The organism is Acinetobacter lwoffii (assembly GCF_029024105.1).
GTDB classification, from domain to species: Bacteria; Pseudomonadota; Gammaproteobacteria; order Pseudomonadales; family Moraxellaceae; genus Acinetobacter; species Acinetobacter lwoffii.
Genome location: NZ_CP118963.1, coordinates 3,047,488 through 3,065,866 on the forward strand (window position 1 = coordinate 3,047,488; position 18,379 = coordinate 3,065,866).

An 18,379-nucleotide genomic window follows, 5' to 3' on the forward strand; every position below is an offset into this window, starting at 1 on the left:
ACTGTACATGCAATGCTTTTCTGTACTTTCCCGCTCATTAAGACACTTGTTATTTTGCGAAAAACTAGTCTTCATCGCCTTGATTTCCACTGTTACTTTTAGCAACCAAAGTGCCTAACATAATGATAAAGGTACTTACACCGCCAATTAACAGGCTCAGCAGCCCTATTTCCAGCATAAAATTACTATCACCAGTCTCAGGGGCACCCCATAGAAATTGAAGACGATCGCCAAAAACAAAATTGATTGCACATACAATCAGAAAACCAATCAAGGTGGCAATCAGTAAAGTGACCACCAAGTTCTTCCACATTTTACATCCGACGAACAGGATGATCATGGCCAGTCCAACCATGGTGATGATGGATATAAGTAACACACTGTTCCAGTAATCCATGAGACTCACTCGTATTTGGTTTTAAATTAAAATCAAGAAATTCTTATAGTTAATTTTTCCAATTGAATTTTAATATAGGTGGATTTTTATACATGAGCAATGACGATAACTATCTTAAAGCTACAGATATTAATTTACCCAAAGTTATAAAATACACTGACTTAGTAAAATCTTGCTGAGTACTGAACGATTCTGATTAACATAAAGTAACACAAACACAACGTGTATTTCATTGTTTAGCTTCGTTAGAGCTCAAATTCAACCGATAAAGCTCAAGGCAAAACCAGCTTGAAATTTTAAAAAAAAGAAGAACTGAGCCACTTTTATAAGAAAAATAAATAATAAATATAAAAAACTTGAATATTTTCTGATTTAGGCTATGCTGTGTTTAACTAGAAAAAAGCGTTGTTTAGTTAAGCTTCTTTAAGTGCCGCAGTATTATTTATAATCCTCAGTTTTTTCAGATCTTTATTTCAATTCTTATTGTTTTTCCAAGTTATCCATAGTCATTTCTATGACTAAAATTATTAAAATTTAACAGGTTATATTATGTCTACTACAGTTACCGGTACAGTAAAATGGTTTAACGAAACTAAAGGTTTTGGTTTTATTCAACAAGAATCAGGTCCTGACGTTTTTGCTCATTTCAAAGAAATCAGCAGTTCTGGTTTCAAAACTTTGTTTGAAGGTCAACGCGTTTCTTTTAGCGTGGTTGATGGTCAAAAAGGTCCAAATGCGATCAATATCGTTGCGCTATAATTTAGCCCAGCAATAAGAAAAAGCACCTTCAGGTGCTTTTTTTAGCTCTGAAGATTCATAATTTTGGTGAAAGGTTTTCTGCTCCTCTATTTAGCTCATTAACAATGAATTTTTAAGAATCATGTTTCTGAATCACTGCTGCTCAGTGGGACTTTATAAAAGATAAAAATGAAAAACCCCTAGCATCCTGCCAGGGGCTTTCCGTATGGGTTCGCTTGGTATAACTCCTGTCGTACCTTACTTTCCTTGTATTTATCTATTGTTATTCTTGTGTGGAACCTCCTGTTCCTGTTAAAGCTATCATAGGAAATTTCCACTATTCAAAACAGCCGCAAAGTGCTGGAATTGATGTAAGCCAATGCTTACAAGAATAGACAGAGATAATAAATTTCAAATGTTTAGCAAATTGAACATCTACAAAAAAAGGAAGCTCAAGCTTCCTTTTCTATGCCAATCTAGGCTTAGATCCCATATTTAACACGGTAATCTTCCATTTTCGCCAAAGCTGCTAGGTCGCCTTTCGCTTCCAGATAGTCCATTAAATCTTTCATGGTAATTAAGGCATGTACAGGAATCTCAAGCTCTTGCTGCACTTCCTGAATCGCAGACAGTTCGCCCTGACCTTTTTCCTGACGGTCTAATGCAACTAGCACACCCGCAATCTGCGCACCGGCATTTTTCAGGATGGTGACGACTTCACGAATCGCTGTGCCTGCGGTGATCACATCATCAATGATCCAGACTTTTTTACCTTCTACAGAAGCACCGACCAATACGCCACCCTCGCCATGGTCTTTGGCTTCCTTGCGATTAAAACCCCACGGCACACTTACCCCATGATTTTGCGACAGAGCCACAGCAGTTGCTGCCACAAAAGGAATGCCTTTATATGCAGGGCCAAAAATCACTTCAACATGGTCACATTCAGTCAGTTTTGCAGCATAGCCAGAAGCCAGCAGTGTCAAGGCTTCACCATCATTCAACAGACCCGCATTAAAAAAATAAGGACTCACACGCCCCGATTTTAAAGTAAACTCACCAAATTTAAGCACACCGCGTGATAATGCGAGTTCGATAAAAGCTTGCGGGTTAAACTGAGCTGGCGTTGACATGAGGTGCTCCTAAATCCATTAATTAAGGTAAGACTTGCGCATGATACCAAAGAGTAGCTATCCAGGTGATCAAAAAATTCTTCGTGTCGTTTCAATTAATGTCAACGGTTTACGCTCATCCGTCACCAAAGGGTTATTGGAATGGATGGAACAGTCCGATGCCGATGTAATTTGCATGCAGGAAAGCCGGATCACCCATGCGCAGTGGACCGATAAATTCAAACCAGAAGGCTGGTATACGCACCTGTTTCCTGCCGAACGCCCAGGTTATGCCGGTACGGCCATTTATAGCCGCCTGCCTTTTGTATCCTTGACCGATGGTCTGGGCTTTGAATTGGCCGATTCACAAGGTCGCTTCATTTCTGCCGAGTTTGATCTGGGTCTGGATCAGACTGCACATATTTGTTCGCTCTATCTGCCATCCGGTTCATCGGGTGATGAGGCACAGGCACGCAAGGATCATTTCCTGGATGAATATAAAAAAATCCTGAAACAGTGGCGCGATGAAAATAAATCGGTGATTGTTTGTGGGGATTACAACATCGTGCATAAACGGATTGATATTAAAAACTGGTCGGGTAACCAGAAAGCCTCAGGCTGTTTACCGCATGAGCGTGCCTGGCTGGATCATATCTATGATGAACTCGGTTATGTCGATACTTTCCGTGAAGTGCGTAAAGAAGCCGAATTATATTCCTGGTGGTCAAACCGTGGCCAAGCCCGCGCAAAGAACGTCGGTTGGCGCATTGACTATCAAGCCTGCTCTCCAGACTGGAAAGAGCGTACCGTCAATGCCTGGGTCTATAAAGAACAATGGTTTAGTGATCATGCCCCGGTGATTATTGACTACAAACTATAAAGAGCCTGATGATTTAATTGAGTGAACGACTGTTCACTCAATTAAGGTTTATGTCTTACAAGACATGACGTATTTTTTGGGTTTATCTCAATGTAATAACATAGCATTATAGCGACACGGCACAGGGACATGTCAGGATGACAATATAAGGACAGGACGCCGTAGGACGAAAATAAAACAGACTATAGATGTAGCTTGTTTTGCATGGATGTGACATTGGACGTTGGATTGAGACCCGCATGATCAGGATGATTAAATGCGGGTTTTCTATTTCTACTGTCTGCGATGATGCAGGTTCTTATAAAAATCATGTTTAATTATTTTAAAATAAAGAAAATTCCCCTCATCCTCTTGCGAAGTCGTATTTCTCATCCCAAAAGGATGAAGGGATTTCCAACATCTATTTTAAATATAAATAGCATGCTTATTATTCGTTTATGCAAGAGCTCTACTAGTTCTGGTTCTTCTTGTTCTTGCTGCCCAGTTTAAAGCGGCTTAATGTCATTTTGATGACATGCCTGTCTTGATATTTTAAATTTTTTCATGTGATTTTTTCATGGTCTGCTGCGGTCAATTTGGTTAAGCTAACCCATCATTAAATTTTTTAGATGGCAGCTATGTTAAAAATTTACGGAATTAAAAATTGCAGTTCGATGAAAAAAGCCTTTGACCTGCTGACTGAGCAAGGCCTGAGTTATGAATTTCATGATTATAAAAAACAGGGAATCGATACTGAAACCGTCAAAACCTGGCTGAATGCCTTGGGTCAGGATGTGGTCTTGAATAAAAAAGGTACAACCTGGCGCAAACTCAGTGAAGCAGAACAGCAAACGGCGCTATCCAGTGAAGATGCCTTAATTAGCGCATTAACCACACATACCAGCTTAATTAAACGTCCGATCTTGGCGACCGCGACAGGATTTATTGCTGGTTTTGATGAAAGTGCTTATCGTGCATTGAACGACTAAGCTGTACCTTGCATTCCATCTACAAAAAAGCCTGACATCAGTCAGGCTTTTGCATTTCAACTTCAATGGATTAGTTAGCACGAATCCAGGTCTGGTTACGACCCAATGCCGCTACACCAATAAAACCACGTAATTCAAGTTTCTTGCCACCGTCTGCCAGCTGGCCTTTCAACTTATACGTTTTGCCTGATTGTGGGTCCAGAATCGAACCACTTTCATAGCTGGTGCCACCGGCATTTTTAAGCCCTTTGACAATGGTCAGGCCTTTCAGAGATTTGTTGTGATATGGACCTTCACATTTGGTACAAGCATTTTCTTCACCTTTGGTTAACACCGACTGAATACTTGCCGTCAAGGTGCCATTCTTTTGTTCAGTAAACTTAACCAGGGCCTTAGGTTGCTTGGTTTTATCATCAATGGTTTTCCATACCGTGCCGTTTAAAGGATCCGCAGCATTCGCCAGTGCAGATAAGCCTAGTAGTCCTAACGTAAGCGCTATTTTTTTCATTTTTCTTCATTTCCTTAGTCTGAAAATAGACCCATGTAGTATTAAAAAGTCACAACAATTTTTCAATTTTTAGGTGTGACTATTTAGTGTAACCTTGTAAATATGGTTGGTAAATAATCTACACGATCAATAAAAGCACAAAAAGATGGAAGGAAGATGAAGATAAGCCCGCTAACGAAACAATTAATTACAGAAAGCTTTTTAAAAACGGCCATTCGTGCCCCGAGCAGATTCAGTCTTCCACCGAGTTCAATGCGCATTGCTCTGGAACAGATGTGCAAACTTTTCCCTCAGGATAAAACGGTACAGATTCGCTCGCTTCGATTGGCCGGACTGCGCGCGGAAGAAATTAAGCCGCAGCAGGAATCGACCCAGCTGATTTTTCATATTCATGGCGGCGCATTTTACTTAGGTTCTTTAAATACCCATCGTGCCTTTATGACTCAAATTGCGGCTCGAACCCAGATGCAGGTGCTGCATGTCGATTATCCGCTATCACCCGAATCTGCCTATCCAGAAGCGTTGGAAGCCTTGTTTGATGTCTATAATCTGCTACTGGATCAAGGTGTTCAGGCCAAAGATATTATTCTGTCCGGCGATTCTTGCGGTGCCAATCTGGCCTTGGCGCTGGCACTCAAAATACAGCAGGAAAGTCTGCCACAGGTCAGCGGTCTGATTCTGCTGTCTCCACTGCTGGATTTAACGTTGACCAGTGAATCTTTACGTTATAACCAGAAGCATGATGCCCTGCTGTCTCTGGAAACGGTTCTAACCGGGATTGAATATTATGTGCCGCGTTCGATTGATCGTGGTGATCCGGAAGTTTCTCCTTTTTTTGCCGATTTAGCCGGCTTGCCACCGATTCATATTCAGGTAGGTTCCAAGGAAATTCTGCTGGATGATGCTAGTCGTTTTAAAGAAAAAGCGGAACAGGCGGGTGTCGAGGTCGAATTTAAACTCTATACCGGCATGTGGCACAACTTCCAGATGTTCAGTGCCTGGTTCGATGAAGCCAAACAGGCGCTGACCGATCTTGCAGAATTTGCCCATCGTCTGGACCGAGATTAAGCATGATTTAGCATATAAAAAAGGTCAGCCGTAGCTGACCCTTTGAAAAGAGGCTTTAGGTTTTAAATGGCCTGAACTTGCTGCAATGCAGTTTGCAATGCTTGGGCTTTAACCGCTTCGCCCATGTTCACTCCTTCAGCACGAATCACTTCGATATCATTCACACCGGTAAAGTTAAACACGGTTTTCAGGAAAGCCTCCTGAAAATCAGCCGGGCTTTGCTCGCCATAGACACCACCACGGCTGCTGGCAATATACACTTTCTTATTGCCCGCCAAACCCACAGGACCTTGTTCGGTATATTTAAAAGTACGTCCCGCGACACAGATCCGGTCAATCCAGGCTTTTAGGGTTGATGGCAAACCGAAGTTATACATCGCTGCACCAATCACCACGACATCAGCCTGTAAATATTGATCTAAAATTTCCTCGCCCAATGCCGTCTGTTCTGCATTCTGGCCCATTAAAATTTCGGCAGTAAGATGGGGAATAGGCTGTGCTGCCAGATCCAGGTACTCAACTTCAATGGCCTCAGCATATTTTTGCTGCAATTGTTCCACCACGGCCTGAGTCAACTGACGCGAAATAGAAGCATCTCCTAAAATACTGGAATCAATCTGTAAAACTTTCATGGCTTCGCTCTTTATCTTTGGTTGTTTCTAACAATGCAGCCATTTTAACGATTGACCATATTGAAATAATTAGCACAAATAAAACACATCATCCTGAATTTAGAACAAAACTGTATGCCTCTTAACCTCTTTAATTTTGATTAGAACCCTTTGGTATAGCCTAGATCACTTATGCTATAGGCAAAGAATGAGCAGATCAGATATCAACTAAATCACAAAAATGTTTTAAATATTGTTGTTTATCAAGCATTCAAACTTATGTTATCTTGTGTAAATAAAGCTATAAATATCCAATAAGTCTTAAAAAATCTGCCATAACAATTAAAGTCAGACCGGGACCATGAAGCGAATATCGCCTGTATTAGAAAAAGTGCTAAGACACAGAATCAAGAAATATCTGGTCGAAGATGAAGTCGTGATGAACTGGCGTATCCTGAAGAAATGCATCCTGATGCTGACCTTGGGATGCGGTGTACATCTGACCTGGCTCGGCTGGGACCTGTTTGTTTTATTCAATCCTGAGTATTGGCAATATGTACATATTGAACGGGTTTATTCACAAGTCGTGCTGAACGGCAGTTTTTTATTGATTTTAGCCTTGCTAATTTATCCCTGTTATAAATTTCAGGGCAACCGTCTGGTGTAACGTTATCTACCCTATCTAGCAGTTGGCACCTTTGTGGTTTCGTTATGTCGGGATGCCTATATCGTCGGCGTGATCAGTCCGGTGGCTACCACCGCTTACGTCTGCTTAATTATGGTCGGTCTGGTACTGTTTCATCGCACGCTAGTCTATAGCATGCTGATTCCTGCCTCCATTTTTCTGGGCGGATGTGCCTATTTAAGTTTCGGTCATCAATTGCCTTATTCACCGCTATTTAATATCGATGACAAGCTTTTCTATAATGGTTTCTGGCTGTTATCGATGCTGTATTTCATTTTGCCAATTCTGGCCGTCTGCATGGTGTTATTCGAGATTCTGCTGAGCCAATGGCGTCATCGCGAGCAGCTGATCAAACAGCTGAGTCAGATTGATCCGCTCACCAACCTGTTTAACCGCCGTAGCATCAACCAATGTCTGGATAAACTGAATGCCGCAGCCACTCCCAATTATGCTTTAGTGCTATTAGATCTGGATCATTTCAAGAAAATTAATGATCACTATGGCCATCATAAGGGCGATGAAACCTTAGTCGAAGTGAGTGCCGTGCTGAACCAGCAATTACGCGAAAGTGATGTGGTCGGCCGTTTTGGTGGGGAAGAATTTATTCTCGTGCTTAAAAATACCAGTCTGGAAAAAGCCGAACAAGTGGCTGAACGCTGCCGCATTGCCATTCAGCAATTGCAGATTTTCAGTGATGAGGGTGAGCTGATTCCGGTGACCGCCAGTTTCGGGATTGCCATTTCTAGCGCGGAATTACGCCCGCAATAGTTATTAAGTCAGGCCGATCAGGCGCTTTATCAGGCCAAAGCCGGCGGACGTAATCTGGTCAAAGCCTATGCTGAACCGGTGCCAGCACAGATGCAGGTTTCTTAAACGGGTTCAGCTTTTTTTAAGAACTAGATTATGGATTTTCACTTTGAGCCAACGCTTGCAGTTGTGCCAGCAATTCTACCTCGCTAAAGGCACCGGTCAAACGCAAGCCACGAATTTCCTGCTGCTGTGCATTCAAAAATAAATACGTTGGCGGCCCGAGAATTTTCCATTGGTTTAACAGCGCTTGATGAGAGGCATTATATTGGCTTAAATCCAGCTTGATCAGGAAATATGGCGCCAGAGCCTGCTGCACCGCTGCAGATTTTAAAATACGATGTTCGATCGGCTGACAGGCGACACACCAGTCGGCGTAGACATCAATAATGATCTTTTGCCCTTGCGGTGCCTTGGCCAAAATCTGCTGAAATTCTGCTGCACTGCGTGCTACATGCCACTTGGTTTCTGTACTCGCCTGCTCCACAAAAAAACGCTGACTGTGCTGATATTGACTATAAGCAATATAAGGCACGGCCAGTACTAGACACAGGATATATAGCCATCTCAAACCGGTACGATGCCAGAAAATCCGGAACAGCACATAAGCCACGAAGGTCATACCCAAAGCTAAGGATAACCATTGTAAAGCCGCTTCTGAAATGAGTGGGCGAATAAAATACAGCGCCAGTGCCAGCATGATAAAGGCAAAGAGCACTTTGATCTGATTCATCCAGTGCCCAGCTTTAGGCAGAATCCGTGCCCCCAGAATACTGGCCAGCAATAAAGGCGTGCCCATCCCAAAACCCAGAGTAAACAGCAACAGAGCCCCCTGCCACTGACTTTGTGTCTGGGAAATAAACAACAATGCACCTGCCAGTGGTGCGGTCATGCATGGTCCTACCAGAAGCGCCGAAATCATGCCCATAACGCCCGCACTGACCAGACTACCTCCCTGTTGCATGGCTTGTGCCCGGTCCAGACGATGAACCAGACGTTGCGGCAGTTTGATTTCAAACAGGCCAAACAGATTCAGGGCAAACAGGACAAATAGCACACTAAAAGCAATTAAAGTCCCAGGTTGCTGCAACCAGCGCTGAAAATTCAGGCCGGCCGAAGATGCAATTAGGCCAAGTACTGCATAGACAGCAGCCATACTGCTGACAAAAGTCAGTGCAATCATCCAGGCTTTCAGGCCTTTACTGTCACGTACAATCAGTGAGGTCAGAATCGGCAGCATCGGCAAGGAACACGGCGTAAACGCCAGTAAAATTCCCAGGCCGAAAAACAGCAAAAGCCCATAGCCCAAAGAGCGTTCAAGCAGTTGGGCTGACCATTTCTGGTCTTGTGCTGCATAGGGTTCGGTTTGTGTGTTGGCTGATGCAGAGATTTCATCTGCTGTAGATTCTGAAGAATCTGCTGTATTAAACAGGGTATTGTGTTGCAGTGATGAAGTATTCAGATCAAGTAAACGCTTTGTTCCTGATCCGGCAGCTTCAAATTGCACCAGACCGGACAAATCGGTCTTGAACTGAATGGTTTGTGGCGGATAACAGATCCGGTCTTTGGCACAACCCTGCCAGCTGACCTGATAGGATCGCCCCGCCTGAGTCGGGATCTGAAACTTTAACTGCTGATAATAAACCTGGGTATGCCCATAGTTGTCATCATATAAATCTTCAGCGGGTGGCAACTCAAACGTCACCGGCTGGTTGCCCTGCCGGACTTCAATTTTATGCTGATACAGATAATAGTTGTCCGGAATCTGCCAGCTCAGTTCAGCCTGCTGCTGACTGGTGGAGATCACGCTCACAGGAAAGGCCTGCTCGGCAGACAACAATGCAGTTTCCGCCTGAGCAGGACTGCTGAACAAGGTGCTTCCCAAAATAACCGGGGCAAGCATTTTCCCCCAGGTCGGGAACTGCGAGTATTTCATCTTCTATGAATGAGTATCTTAGAACAGCACAGAGAAACCTAGGCCTGAGAAGTAGCTTCGATCTGCACCATCCAGATCTACACCGACATTCGCATCTAACTGGACACGATCGTTTAAAGCATACATGACCCCGGTACCGAGTGCGTATTGATTATCGACACTTTCCGCTTTACGGTAAATCAGTTCAGAATAACCTGACCAGCGATCAGTAATGCGGTAGCCTAGAGAAGGAATCGCAGACACTGCCCAGTTGCTGTCCTGCCATTCATAACGCATGGTCAATGCGGTACTGACCAAGTCATTATATTGATACGACACGACAGAACCCAAGCTGTAAATATCTTCTTCATTAGTGAAACCGGCATTGCCTGTTGCAATGATGGCTTCGGCCAGCAAAGCCATACTGAGTTTGTCATCATCCAAATCAATGGCCTTTTTCAGACCAATACTAACATCGCCCAGACCATCATCTTCTTCGGTCTGGCCATTGGATTTCACTTGGGTCCAGGTCGGGCCAGCCCAACCTAAACGCAATTCCAGATCATCACTGAGTCCGGTACGTAACAACATATCTGCACTGAGTGTGGTCGCGGTCTGATCGCCCGACTTGCTATAACGCGCTGTAGGCAAGCCTTGCTCCCAAGCGACATTTCCGACTGGAGTAATTCCAGTACTGAGACCCTCACCTGGTCGATCAAATTCAAAATCTGCTGCGAAAAGCTGTGCACTACAACCGGCCAGTGCAATCAAACCCAAGGTTTTTAATGTTGTCATGTTGGAGCTCTTTATTAAAATTTAACTGAGTTCTTTGGTCATTTTTGCGCCATGCTTGCGAAGCAGTTCTAGCGTCTGTTTTTCTTCATCCAAGGCTTCTGACCAGTTGATTTCATCAAAATCACAATCAAAGAATAGATCACTAATTGAAGATAAAATAGTCATGCCATCTTCATCTTTGCTATTTGGATCGACTTTTTCATCCAGTAAACGCTGTACAGCTGGCGCGCATGCGGCACTTGCGGCATCCCAGAGTGGACCATAAATTTCTTCTGCATCCCACAAATGCAGATTCACTTTGGCCTGGATCAGTTCTTCCAGAATCTGTAAATGTACCGCCAAACGTGCCTGTTTCTCCTCTTCTGAAAGTGGTGTTCCGGCTTCATACAGCTCACACACTTCTTCCCACCATTTAAACAGGCCATCTGACCAGACCGAAATCACCGGGCCTTTGTCATGATCAATAAAATTCGGGTTGAGTCCATCTGCCAGCAGCTGTTTGACCTGGTCCAGATTTAATTCTTCGAGTGCTTGCACAAAAAGTTGTTGTTGCGCAGTTAACATGATGGAGCTCACTTTGATTCGTTTTCGACTATTATGCCGAATAAAGCAGGATTTGTTGTGCTTCTCATAACTATATTTTTGTTTAATACGAAAAAAGCCCCGCAGGGCTTTTTCAAATCGGTTCGGCTTAGTCTTCGATATCCGCAGTATCTGTGTCTGCTAGTTCGAGAGCGCCAGGACGAACATTGTCTTTTTTCTCGATCACATGTTCCAGACTACGTTTTAGTCGGTCAATTGCACCATGGATCGCAGTATCGACATTATGGCCACGATGATTGACTACGACAGGTTTCAAGCCTGCAGGACGCGCTTCAATCATACAACGAATATCGTCATCGCCGCCTTTGGCGCCATTTTCATCACTAAGATGGACTGAAAAATGGGTAATACGTTCGCTGTGGCGCTGGAATTCTTGATTTAATTCTTCCCGTACATAAGTAATTAAACGATCACTATTCTGAATGTGGTTATCGGTACGAAGTTCAATATTCATATATTACCATCCTCAATCTTTGTAACTTTTGAGTGCAAAATTTTTTATCTTGGCACGTTTGTAGCTTGCTGTTTCGCATCGCATTTCACTTCTTCAAATGATTGGAATCACACCCTCCATTTTGAATGATGAACACATTTTTGAGTCTGCAGAATCGTGTCCTTATATCTTGAATATCGGCTGTATCTTGGAAATATGCAAGTGATATTTTGGTTTTTTAGCAAAAGAATAATCCATTGTGACAACTGCTTACTCAGCTCAAAAATACAGGATTTTTCAAACGGAAATTTCACAACCTTTCACATGATTTAATTTGAAATAATTTTTTAGCCAGACCGATAAATCGCTTAAATAACACTCGACCAGAAAACCTAAAAAAGGAGGAATTAAAAGTATTTTTTATCGAAATTAGCTCACTTTTACCTAATAATTTATCTTATAAGATCAGCGCCTAGTCAGCCTTACAGTCCTGAATAGATCATTTGCTTTATCATTATTTAGTTGCTTTTGCATAACCGGGAAAAATACTCTTTCGTCATTTTAAAATAACAACCTGCAAAATAATTTTTTATTGAAATATAAGACCGTTCAATCTCACTTGAAGAGGCTGAGAACAGGCTTATAAAACGACGGTCATTTGAGATTTTCAAACTAACCTCATTACACAAACAGAACAAAGCTGTTCAGCCTCAGGCCCAAATTAATTACTAAACAATCTGTATATCCCCCCCTATTTTTTACTGATTTTGTAAGTTAATCATCGTAAATTGAAGTGATTTTATATTTTTAGTTATACATTCAGTCTTTTAAGGCACTACATATTCAACTTTATTTAAAAAATAATAATTTAGAGAAGTATCAGCGAAAGGCAATGAAAACTGAGGAAGATGATCGTCTTCATTCAACTCATGGGGGCTGAAATATATTTAAGTCAGCGATCACTTTTAACTTTATTTTTACTTATTAATCTGTATGCTTATTCTGCTTTCTCGGGGGGATAGATTTAAATGAAATTTACACAACTTACGGCACTTTGTGCATTGGCTTCAACTGCAGCATTTGCTCAAGCAAAACCAGTTTGGCAGGACTTTAGCGTTACAGGTCTTTATGGCGAAAACTATGAAGTTGTAGACGATCAGCAAACTACTTTAACTGTTGAATATGCTGCAAAAGTTAAATATGCAGATGTATTCTTCTTTATGGATCGTCTGCGCGGTGGCGATGATGTTAAAAGTACGTACTTTGAGTTATCACCACGTTTAAGCTTAAGCGAAGTTACAGGCCAAAAACTTGCCTTTGGTCCAGTGAAAGATGTGCTTATTTCAACAACGTGGGAAGGTTCAGATAATGCTGATAACTTCCTATATGGCGTGGGCTTTGACCTTGATATCCCATACTTTCAATATGCAAGCTTAAATCTTTATCGTGCAAACAATGAAAAAGTGTTTGGCAATAAAGACGATTATCAAATGACGCTTACCTATGGTGTGCCATTTAAACTGGGTGCTGAAGATTTTCTTGTAGATGGCTTCCTTGATTGGTCAACTGCTGAAAAAGACGCTCAAGCAAGCGAGTTAAACTGGACTACACAGTGGAAATGGAATGCGGGCAAACACATTTCTCCAGATACCCGTTTATACCTCGGTGTTGAACATTCAGTGTGGAACAATAAGTTTGGTCTTAAAAATCAAGATGAAAACAATGTCAGCGCACTTGTGAAATATCATTTCTAATTGATGTATGATCGAAAGCAGAACTCCGGTTCTGCTTTTTTTAAACTGTGATTTCAGCTCACCTCTACTAGAACAAGAATATGCCTGATTTTGATATTCGACCTGCGACCGAACATGATCTTGAAACCATCCTCAAGATTTATAATCAGGAAGTACTTTATGGTACTGCGACCTGGAACAGAACAGCCTTTGATCTGAACTATTTCAAAATCTGGTTTAAACAGCTTAAAAATCAGAATTTCCCGGTTTTTGTGGTTGAAGATACGCGAAATCAAGTCGTTGCTGGCTATGCTTGTTATGATCAGTTTCGTAGTATTCAGGGCTTTCAACAGACGGTAGAACATTCCATCTTTTTAAATCCAGATTATGCAGGGCAAGGTTTGGGTTCTAAATTATTACAGTATTTAATTGAACAGGCTCAAGTACAGAAATTGCATATCATGGTCGCAGCGATTGATTCAGAAAACACCTCATCGATTCGTCTGCATGAAAAACTGGGTTTCGTTCAAACTGCCTATATGCCGCAAGTCGGACAGAAGTTTGGGCAATGGCGTGATTTGGTCCTCTTGCAACTGAATCTGGATCGAGCTTGATTCATTCTTAGTTTAAAGCTATTCCAGAACTGCTTTCTGGACACTCCTTTTCAGCTTTTTAATATTTGGTCATCACGATATTTGGTTGTTATCCAGTTTAATAAGCACAAGTTCTATTTACTTATACTAGCGGCTATGTATTATTCAGCTCAAAATCATACTGAATAACACTATGTATAAATCTCTATTGTCTATCGGTCTTTTAGGTTTAAGCGCGCACACTTTTGCTGATTCAGATTTTGAAAAAGAGCTCCGCTCAGGCTGTAGCAAAGTGCAAAGCTATGCAAATAATGGCAAGAAATTCTACGACCAAAAACAATATCAAAAGGCTATAGCGCAATTTGAGCAACAAGCCGCTTGGTCATCTTTTTGTGCGATGAATGTAGAAGACGGCGTTACAGCTTTTTCTGAGCGTGATATCACCACGGCATTTAATAATGTCGGTTTAAGTTATGCCAAGCTTGGAAAACCGCAATGGGCACGCGCCTGGTTTTCCGTTTTTCCGAATACTAAAGCCAGCCAGTTCAATCTAAAACAGTTACCTGCACCAGAAAAACCGAAGAATTTTGCAGGAAAATATGTCCGCTATGCAGGTTTTGGTCAGTGGAATACGATGGAAGTTAAACGGGCTTCGAATGCCTACCAGATTGAGTTTAATGGACTCTATATGGGTTTACGCAGTCTGATTTATGGACCAAATATGGGAGAATTTTTAACCCGTATGTCGCTGAATAAAGCTCAGGCCAATTACAGCGTAGAAGATTGCAAAATTGATTTGAAATTTCAGTTTAACGCTCAAATTGGACAACAGATTGTGGTGAATAGCAACAATCCAATGTCTTGCGGTTTTGGCCATAATGTCTCAGCGGATGGCATGTATTTAAAGGTTGAGTGATTGCTGATTCAGCGATATCTTATTCCCCTATAACAAACATAATATTCAAAATATTACAGGGAAAATATGGCTAAATTTCTAAATACCAGTGCAACCAATTTTTTCTTAGAAGAACTCATTAAAAATGCCAAAGAACGTCTAATTTTAATCAGTCCGTATTTACGTCTCAATGACCGTATTAAAGAATTATTAGAAGACAAAGACCGGTTAAAAATTGATGTTCGCATTGTCTATGGCAAAAGTGATTTGCATCCTGAAGAAATCAAATGGATTCAAAAACTGGACTATGTGCGTTTGAGTTTCTGCAAAAACCTGCATGCAAAGTGCTATCTCAATGAATCGGAATGTATTATTTCGAGTTTGAATTTATATGAATTTAGCCAGGTCAATAACAATGAAATGGGCATTTCAGTTCGTAAGTATGAAGATGATGAGGTTTTTAAAGATGCGTATGAAGAAGCGCAGCGTATTATTCGGATTAGCGAAGAAGTCCGGATCAGCTTAGATGAAGTCAAAGCTAATCCGAACACTGAGGATTTAGGTCAAACTGATGAAGAAGCTAATGCCTTTAGTAAATTGACCACCTCCAAACTGGCTGCCAAATATAAAATTAAAACAGCAGATTTACTTGAAAAGTTAGTGGATAAAGGCTTTTTAAAGCTGAATGACACGGGTAAACATTTTTTAACTGACCAAGGCAAATCCATCGGTGGTGAATACCGTCCAAGTCAGTACGGCGGCTATTTTTTATGGAATGAAAATACGGAGATCTAATCCCTCCATTATTCAAAAAAGAAAATTCCCCTCTCTTTAAGAGATGAGAAGCTCTGCTTCGTAAGAGGAGATTTAAAATTTAATCCCTCCAAACCTCCCTTTCTTACGCTTCGATATAAAGCAGTGCTTATATCTTGCTTAGGGAGGCTTTTTCCCTCTCCTTCTAGGAGAGGATTAGGGAGAGGTAAATAAAGATAAACCCTCATCCCCCGCCTTCTCCCATAGGAGAAGGAGCTAAAAGCCTTAAATCGCCACCAACTCCCGAATACCTTTCTCAGGCATTTCACTGCCCACACCTTGCGCCACAACCTGCCCACGTGCCATCACGGTATAAGCATCAGCAAGTTCTTCAGCAAAATCATAGAATTGCTCTACCAACACAATCGCCATCTCACCACCATCAGCAAGTTTAAGAATCACCCGTCCAATGTCTTTAATAATGGATGGCTGAATACCTTCAGTCGGTTCATCCAAAATCAGCACACGCGGTTCAGAAGCAAGTGCTCGTGCAATGGCAAGCTGCTGCTGCTGACCACCAGACAAATCTCCGCCACGGCGATGCTTCATTTCATCCAACACAGGGAAAATTTCATAGAGATGCTCAGGCACTTTGCGTGTCTTTGCGCCTTTAAATTTCGCCATACCAATGAGGATGTTTTCCTCCACGGTTAAAGTTGAAAAAATATCTCGACCTTGGGGCACATAAGCCAGACCTGCACGGACACGCTGTTCAGGACTGAGTTTCGAAATGTCCTTGCCATCCAACAAAATCTGTCCGGATTTAATCGGTAAAATACCCATCAGACATTTAAGGAGCGTGGTTTTCCCTACACCATTGCGCCCAAGCACCACCGAACACTCACCCACAGGTGCAGTCAACGACACATCACGTAAAATATGACTGCCACCATAAAATTGATTGACGTCTTTGACTTCTAACATCACGGTCTCCTTAACGTCCTAAATACTTTTCAATGACATCTTCATTGGCTTGTACTTCTGCCAATGTGCCTTCTGCTAAAATTGCGCCTTGTGCCAATACCGTGACTTTTTCACTAATAGTATCGATAAAGCTCATGTCATGCTCAACCACAACGAGGGTGTGATTTTTCTTGAGTTCTAAACACAGCTCCGCCGTGCGCTCGGTTTCGGCATCGGTCATGCCTGCTACAGGTTCATCCAGTAAAATCAGTTTTGGACGTTGCATCAACAACATGCCGATTTCTAACCATTGCTTTTGACCATGCGACAGCAAGCCAGCAGGTTTATTAATGAACTCTTGCAGACGAATTTGCGCAAGTGATTCATCCAGGGCATTTTGGGCATCGGGATCGAGTTTGCTAAAGAAACTCTTTTTCACGCGCTTGTCTTTGGGTGCAGCAAGTAACAGATTTTCCATGACGGTGAAATTTTCAAACACGGTCGGTTTTTGGAACTTACGCCCAATGCCTGCTTCGGCAATTTGTTCAGTGCTCATTTTGGCTAAATCGTAGTTTTGCCCAAAAAATGCTGTGCCTTCGGTTGGTCGCGTTTTACCGGTAATCACATCCATGAGGGTGGTTTTACCTGCCCCGTTCGGCCCGATGATGCAGCGTAATTCCCCTTCTTCAATGTAGAGCGACAAATCATTTAAGGCACGAAAAGCATCAAACCAGACGCTGACTTTTTCTAAATACAGCGCAATACCGTGGGTAAAGTCCGCGCCTTGTTCTTTAGGACGACCATAGCCTTCAGTGGCATGACCACCATGCGGTTGTAGGATCTCGCTCATTCGCTACGCTCCTTTTTAAAACGGTCAAACAGACCAATAATGCCTTTTGGCAGGAAGATGGTCACTACAATAAATAACGTACCCAAAATCAACAGCCATGCTTCAGGATAAGCCGAAGTAAAATAGGTTTTTACTCCATTGATTAAGCCTGCCCCAATCAATGGACCAATCAGCGTGCCACGTCCACCCGCTGCCACCCAGACTGCCATTTCAATCGAGTTCACCGGGTTCATTTCACTTGGGTTAATAATGCCGGCTTGTGGCACATACAGTGCCCCTGCAATGCCTGCAATCACCGCAGATAGCACCCATGCCGAGAGCTTGTACCACAAGGTACGGTAGCCCAAATATTGCAGACGGTTTTCGCTGTCACGAATTGCACCGAGTACACGGCCATAAGGTTTATTCATTAAATGACGTAAACCAATAAAGCACAGCAACAATACCAAAGCGGTGATAAAGCACAAACTTGCCCGCATCGATGCCGAGGTAATGTCCAGGCCTAAAATGGTTTTAAAACCGGTAAAGCCGTTGTTGCCACCAAAGCCGGTTTCATTACGGAAGAAAAGTAATGCAGCAGCAAAAGTCATAGCTTGGGTAATAATCGAGAAATACACGCCTTTAATTTTGGAACGGAAGGCAAAGAAGCCAAAAATAAAGGCAATGATGCCCGGTACTAATACCACCAATACCAATGACCAAAGGAAGTATTCAGTCCCCACCCAAAACCATGGCACTTCCGTCCAACTCAGGAAGCGCATAAAGTCAGGAATACCATCCCCTGCAGACTGGCGCATCAGGTACATGCCAAAGGCATAACCGCCAAGGGCAAAGTACAAACCATGCCCCAAACTTAAAATGCCGGCATAACCCCACACCAAATCGAGTGCCAAAGCGACCAAGGCCAAGCACATGATTTTGCCAATCAGGGTGACCCAATACGCAGATAAATGCAGGGTTGAATCGGCAGGTAACAGGTGTAACCATGGCAATGCCAATAAAATGGCAAAGCACACGGCAATCGCAATGCCACTATGCGGTTTGTCGGATAATAATTGTATGATCTTCATGT

19 protein-coding genes and 1 pseudogene are annotated in these 18,379 nt (G+C 42.4%); 9 read left to right on the forward strand and 11 right to left on the reverse strand.

The genetic code is table 11. From position 1 onward, the window contains the following. Nucleotides 1-64: 64 nt before the first annotated feature. The gene (locus tag PYW33_RS14615; protein ID WP_004647229.1) at nucleotides 65-397 is read right to left on the reverse strand and encodes a hypothetical protein; all 333 of its coding nucleotides are present in this window, start codon (nucleotides 395-397) and stop codon (nucleotides 65-67) included. 549 nt (nucleotides 398-946) lie between these two features. On the opposite strand from PYW33_RS14615, the gene PYW33_RS14620 reads away from it, so the two are divergent. Next, nucleotides 947-1,156, forward strand: a complete 210-nt coding sequence (locus tag PYW33_RS14620; RefSeq protein ID WP_004281299.1) for a cold-shock protein — start codon at nucleotides 947-949, stop codon at nucleotides 1,154-1,156. 461 nt (nucleotides 1,157-1,617) lie between these two features. On the opposite strand, the gene pyrE is transcribed toward PYW33_RS14620, so the two are convergent. After that, nucleotides 1,618-2,268 (reverse strand): orotate phosphoribosyltransferase, encoded by a 651-nt coding sequence (gene pyrE / locus PYW33_RS14625; protein WP_004647228.1) that lies wholly within the window; start codon nucleotides 2,266-2,268, stop codon nucleotides 1,618-1,620. A 40-nt stretch (nucleotides 2,269-2,308) separates the two neighbouring features. On the opposite strand from pyrE, the gene PYW33_RS14630 reads away from it, so the two are divergent. Both PYW33_RS14630 and PYW33_RS14635 read left to right on the forward strand, forming a co-directional pair. Next, entirely contained in the window at nucleotides 2,309-3,127 is an 819-nt protein-coding gene (locus PYW33_RS14630; RefSeq protein ID WP_004647227.1) for an exodeoxyribonuclease III, read from the forward strand. A gap of 617 nt (nucleotides 3,128-3,744) precedes the next feature. After that, complete coding sequence (locus PYW33_RS14635) at nucleotides 3,745-4,095, forward strand: Spx/MgsR family RNA polymerase-binding regulatory protein (protein WP_004281293.1); 351 nt, start codon at nucleotides 3,745-3,747, stop codon at nucleotides 4,093-4,095. A 70-nt stretch (nucleotides 4,096-4,165) separates the two neighbouring features. Here PYW33_RS14635 and PYW33_RS14640 read toward each other — a convergent pair whose 3' ends face one another. After that, nucleotides 4,166-4,603 carry a DUF2147 domain-containing protein gene (locus PYW33_RS14640; RefSeq protein WP_004281292.1) on the reverse strand — a complete coding sequence of 146 codons (438 nt, stop codon included), beginning with the start codon at nucleotides 4,601-4,603 and terminating at the stop codon, nucleotides 4,166-4,168. Between the two features lie 156 nt (nucleotides 4,604-4,759). On the opposite strand from PYW33_RS14640, the gene PYW33_RS14645 reads away from it, so the two are divergent. Further along, a complete protein-coding gene (locus tag PYW33_RS14645; protein WP_004647226.1) occupies nucleotides 4,760-5,671 on the forward strand; it encodes an alpha/beta hydrolase in 912 nt (303 codons plus the stop codon). Nucleotides 5,672-5,733: 62 nt separating this feature from the next. Here the strand turns inward: PYW33_RS14645 and PYW33_RS14650 are convergent, their stop codons facing one another. Further along, nucleotides 5,734-6,303, reverse strand: coding sequence for an FMN-dependent NADH-azoreductase (locus PYW33_RS14650; RefSeq protein WP_004281290.1), 570 nt, complete (start codon nucleotides 6,301-6,303; stop codon nucleotides 5,734-5,736). A gap of 340 nt (nucleotides 6,304-6,643) precedes the next feature. Between PYW33_RS14650 and PYW33_RS16900 the strand changes: the two are divergent. Next, a pseudogene (locus PYW33_RS16900) lies at nucleotides 6,644-7,840 on the forward strand (GGDEF domain-containing protein). Between the two features lie 28 nt (nucleotides 7,841-7,868). Here PYW33_RS16900 and dsbD read toward each other — a convergent pair. From dsbD to PYW33_RS14680, 4 genes are all read right to left on the reverse strand, one after another. After that, a complete protein-coding gene (gene dsbD, locus PYW33_RS14665; RefSeq protein ID WP_004647222.1) occupies nucleotides 7,869-9,710 on the reverse strand; it encodes a protein-disulfide reductase DsbD in 1,842 nt (613 codons plus the stop codon). 18 nt (nucleotides 9,711-9,728) lie between these two features. Then, nucleotides 9,729-10,484, reverse strand: a complete 756-nt coding sequence (locus PYW33_RS14670; protein WP_004281287.1) for a transporter — start codon at nucleotides 10,482-10,484, stop codon at nucleotides 9,729-9,731. A 21-nt stretch (nucleotides 10,485-10,505) separates the two neighbouring features. Further along, nucleotides 10,506-11,048, reverse strand: a complete 543-nt coding sequence (locus tag PYW33_RS14675; protein ID WP_004647221.1) for a hypothetical protein — start codon at nucleotides 11,046-11,048, stop codon at nucleotides 10,506-10,508. Nucleotides 11,049-11,175: 127 nt separating this feature from the next. Then, nucleotides 11,176-11,541, reverse strand: coding sequence for an HPF/RaiA family ribosome-associated protein (locus tag PYW33_RS14680; protein ID WP_004647220.1), 366 nt, complete (start codon nucleotides 11,539-11,541; stop codon nucleotides 11,176-11,178). A 1,007-nt stretch (nucleotides 11,542-12,548) separates the two neighbouring features. On the opposite strand from PYW33_RS14680, the gene PYW33_RS14685 reads away from it, so the two are divergent. From PYW33_RS14685 to PYW33_RS14700, 4 genes are all read left to right on the forward strand, one after another. Further along, nucleotides 12,549-13,274, forward strand: coding sequence for an outer membrane protein OmpK (locus PYW33_RS14685; protein WP_004647219.1), 726 nt, complete (start codon nucleotides 12,549-12,551; stop codon nucleotides 13,272-13,274). Between the two features lie 80 nt (nucleotides 13,275-13,354). Then, nucleotides 13,355-13,867 (forward strand): GNAT family N-acetyltransferase, encoded by a 513-nt coding sequence (locus PYW33_RS14690; protein ID WP_004647218.1) that lies wholly within the window; start codon nucleotides 13,355-13,357, stop codon nucleotides 13,865-13,867. Between the two features lie 172 nt (nucleotides 13,868-14,039). Then, entirely contained in the window at nucleotides 14,040-14,762 is a 723-nt protein-coding gene (locus tag PYW33_RS14695; protein ID WP_004647217.1) for a hypothetical protein, read from the forward strand. A 66-nt stretch (nucleotides 14,763-14,828) separates the two neighbouring features. Next, a complete protein-coding gene (locus tag PYW33_RS14700) occupies nucleotides 14,829-15,536 on the forward strand; it encodes a phospholipase D family protein (protein WP_004281281.1) in 708 nt (235 codons plus the stop codon). 243 nt (nucleotides 15,537-15,779) lie between these two features. Here the strand turns inward: PYW33_RS14700 and urtE are convergent, their stop codons facing one another. Genes urtE through urtC form a run of 3 tightly spaced genes read right to left on the reverse strand, consistent with a single transcriptional unit; the run spans nucleotide 15,780 to nucleotide 18,377 of the window. Further along, nucleotides 15,780-16,478, reverse strand: coding sequence for an urea ABC transporter ATP-binding subunit UrtE (gene urtE / locus PYW33_RS14705; protein ID WP_004647215.1), 699 nt, complete (start codon nucleotides 16,476-16,478; stop codon nucleotides 15,780-15,782). A gap of 10 nt (nucleotides 16,479-16,488) precedes the next feature. After that, complete coding sequence (gene urtD / locus PYW33_RS14710) at nucleotides 16,489-17,307, reverse strand: urea ABC transporter ATP-binding protein UrtD (protein WP_004647213.1); 819 nt, start codon at nucleotides 17,305-17,307, stop codon at nucleotides 16,489-16,491. Continuing rightward, nucleotides 17,304-18,377 carry an urea ABC transporter permease subunit UrtC gene (gene urtC, locus PYW33_RS14715; protein ID WP_004647212.1) on the reverse strand — a complete coding sequence of 358 codons (1,074 nt, stop codon included), beginning with the start codon at nucleotides 18,375-18,377 and terminating at the stop codon, nucleotides 17,304-17,306. Before urtC ends, urtD begins: the two co-directional genes overlap by 4 nt. Nucleotides 18,378-18,379 lie beyond the last annotated feature (2 nt).

Excerpts from the sequence above, each read along its gene's own strand:
- PYW33_RS14615 (WP_004647229.1), bottom strand. The coding sequence starts at position 397 with ATGGATTACTGGAACAGTGTGTTACTTATATCCATCATCACCATGGTT.
- PYW33_RS14620 (WP_004281299.1), top strand. The coding sequence starts at position 947 with ATGTCTACTACAGTTACCGGTACAGTAAAATGGTTTAACGAAACTAAA.
- pyrE (WP_004647228.1), bottom strand. The coding sequence starts at position 2,268 with ATGTCAACGCCAGCTCAGTTTAACCCGCAAGCTTTTATCGAACTCGCA.
- PYW33_RS14630 (WP_004647227.1), top strand. The coding sequence starts at position 2,309 with ATGATACCAAAGAGTAGCTATCCAGGTGATCAAAAAATTCTTCGTGTC.
- PYW33_RS14635 (WP_004281293.1), top strand. The coding sequence starts at position 3,745 with ATGTTAAAAATTTACGGAATTAAAAATTGCAGTTCGATGAAAAAAGCC.
- PYW33_RS14640 (WP_004281292.1), bottom strand. The coding sequence starts at position 4,603 with ATGAAAAAAATAGCGCTTACGTTAGGACTACTAGGCTTATCTGCACTG.
- PYW33_RS14645 (WP_004647226.1), top strand. The coding sequence starts at position 4,760 with ATGAAGATAAGCCCGCTAACGAAACAATTAATTACAGAAAGCTTTTTA.
- PYW33_RS14650 (WP_004281290.1), bottom strand. The coding sequence starts at position 6,303 with ATGAAAGTTTTACAGATTGATTCCAGTATTTTAGGAGATGCTTCTATT.
- dsbD (WP_004647222.1), bottom strand. The coding sequence starts at position 9,710 with ATGAAATACTCGCAGTTCCCGACCTGGGGGAAAATGCTTGCCCCGGTT.
- PYW33_RS14670 (WP_004281287.1), bottom strand. The coding sequence starts at position 10,484 with ATGACAACATTAAAAACCTTGGGTTTGATTGCACTGGCCGGTTGTAGT.
- PYW33_RS14675 (WP_004647221.1), bottom strand. The coding sequence starts at position 11,048 with ATGTTAACTGCGCAACAACAACTTTTTGTGCAAGCACTCGAAGAATTA.
- PYW33_RS14680 (WP_004647220.1), bottom strand. The coding sequence starts at position 11,541 with ATGAATATTGAACTTCGTACCGATAACCACATTCAGAATAGTGATCGT.
- PYW33_RS14685 (WP_004647219.1), top strand. The coding sequence starts at position 12,549 with ATGAAATTTACACAACTTACGGCACTTTGTGCATTGGCTTCAACTGCA.
- PYW33_RS14690 (WP_004647218.1), top strand. The coding sequence starts at position 13,355 with ATGCCTGATTTTGATATTCGACCTGCGACCGAACATGATCTTGAAACC.
- PYW33_RS14695 (WP_004647217.1), top strand. The coding sequence starts at position 14,040 with ATGTATAAATCTCTATTGTCTATCGGTCTTTTAGGTTTAAGCGCGCAC.
- PYW33_RS14700 (WP_004281281.1), top strand. The coding sequence starts at position 14,829 with ATGGCTAAATTTCTAAATACCAGTGCAACCAATTTTTTCTTAGAAGAA.
- urtE (WP_004647215.1), bottom strand. The coding sequence starts at position 16,478 with ATGTTAGAAGTCAAAGACGTCAATCAATTTTATGGTGGCAGTCATATT.
- urtD (WP_004647213.1), bottom strand. The coding sequence starts at position 17,307 with ATGAGCGAGATCCTACAACCGCATGGTGGTCATGCCACTGAAGGCTAT.
- urtC (WP_004647212.1), bottom strand. The coding sequence starts at position 18,377 with ATGAAGATCATACAATTATTATCCGACAAACCGCATAGTGGCATTGCG.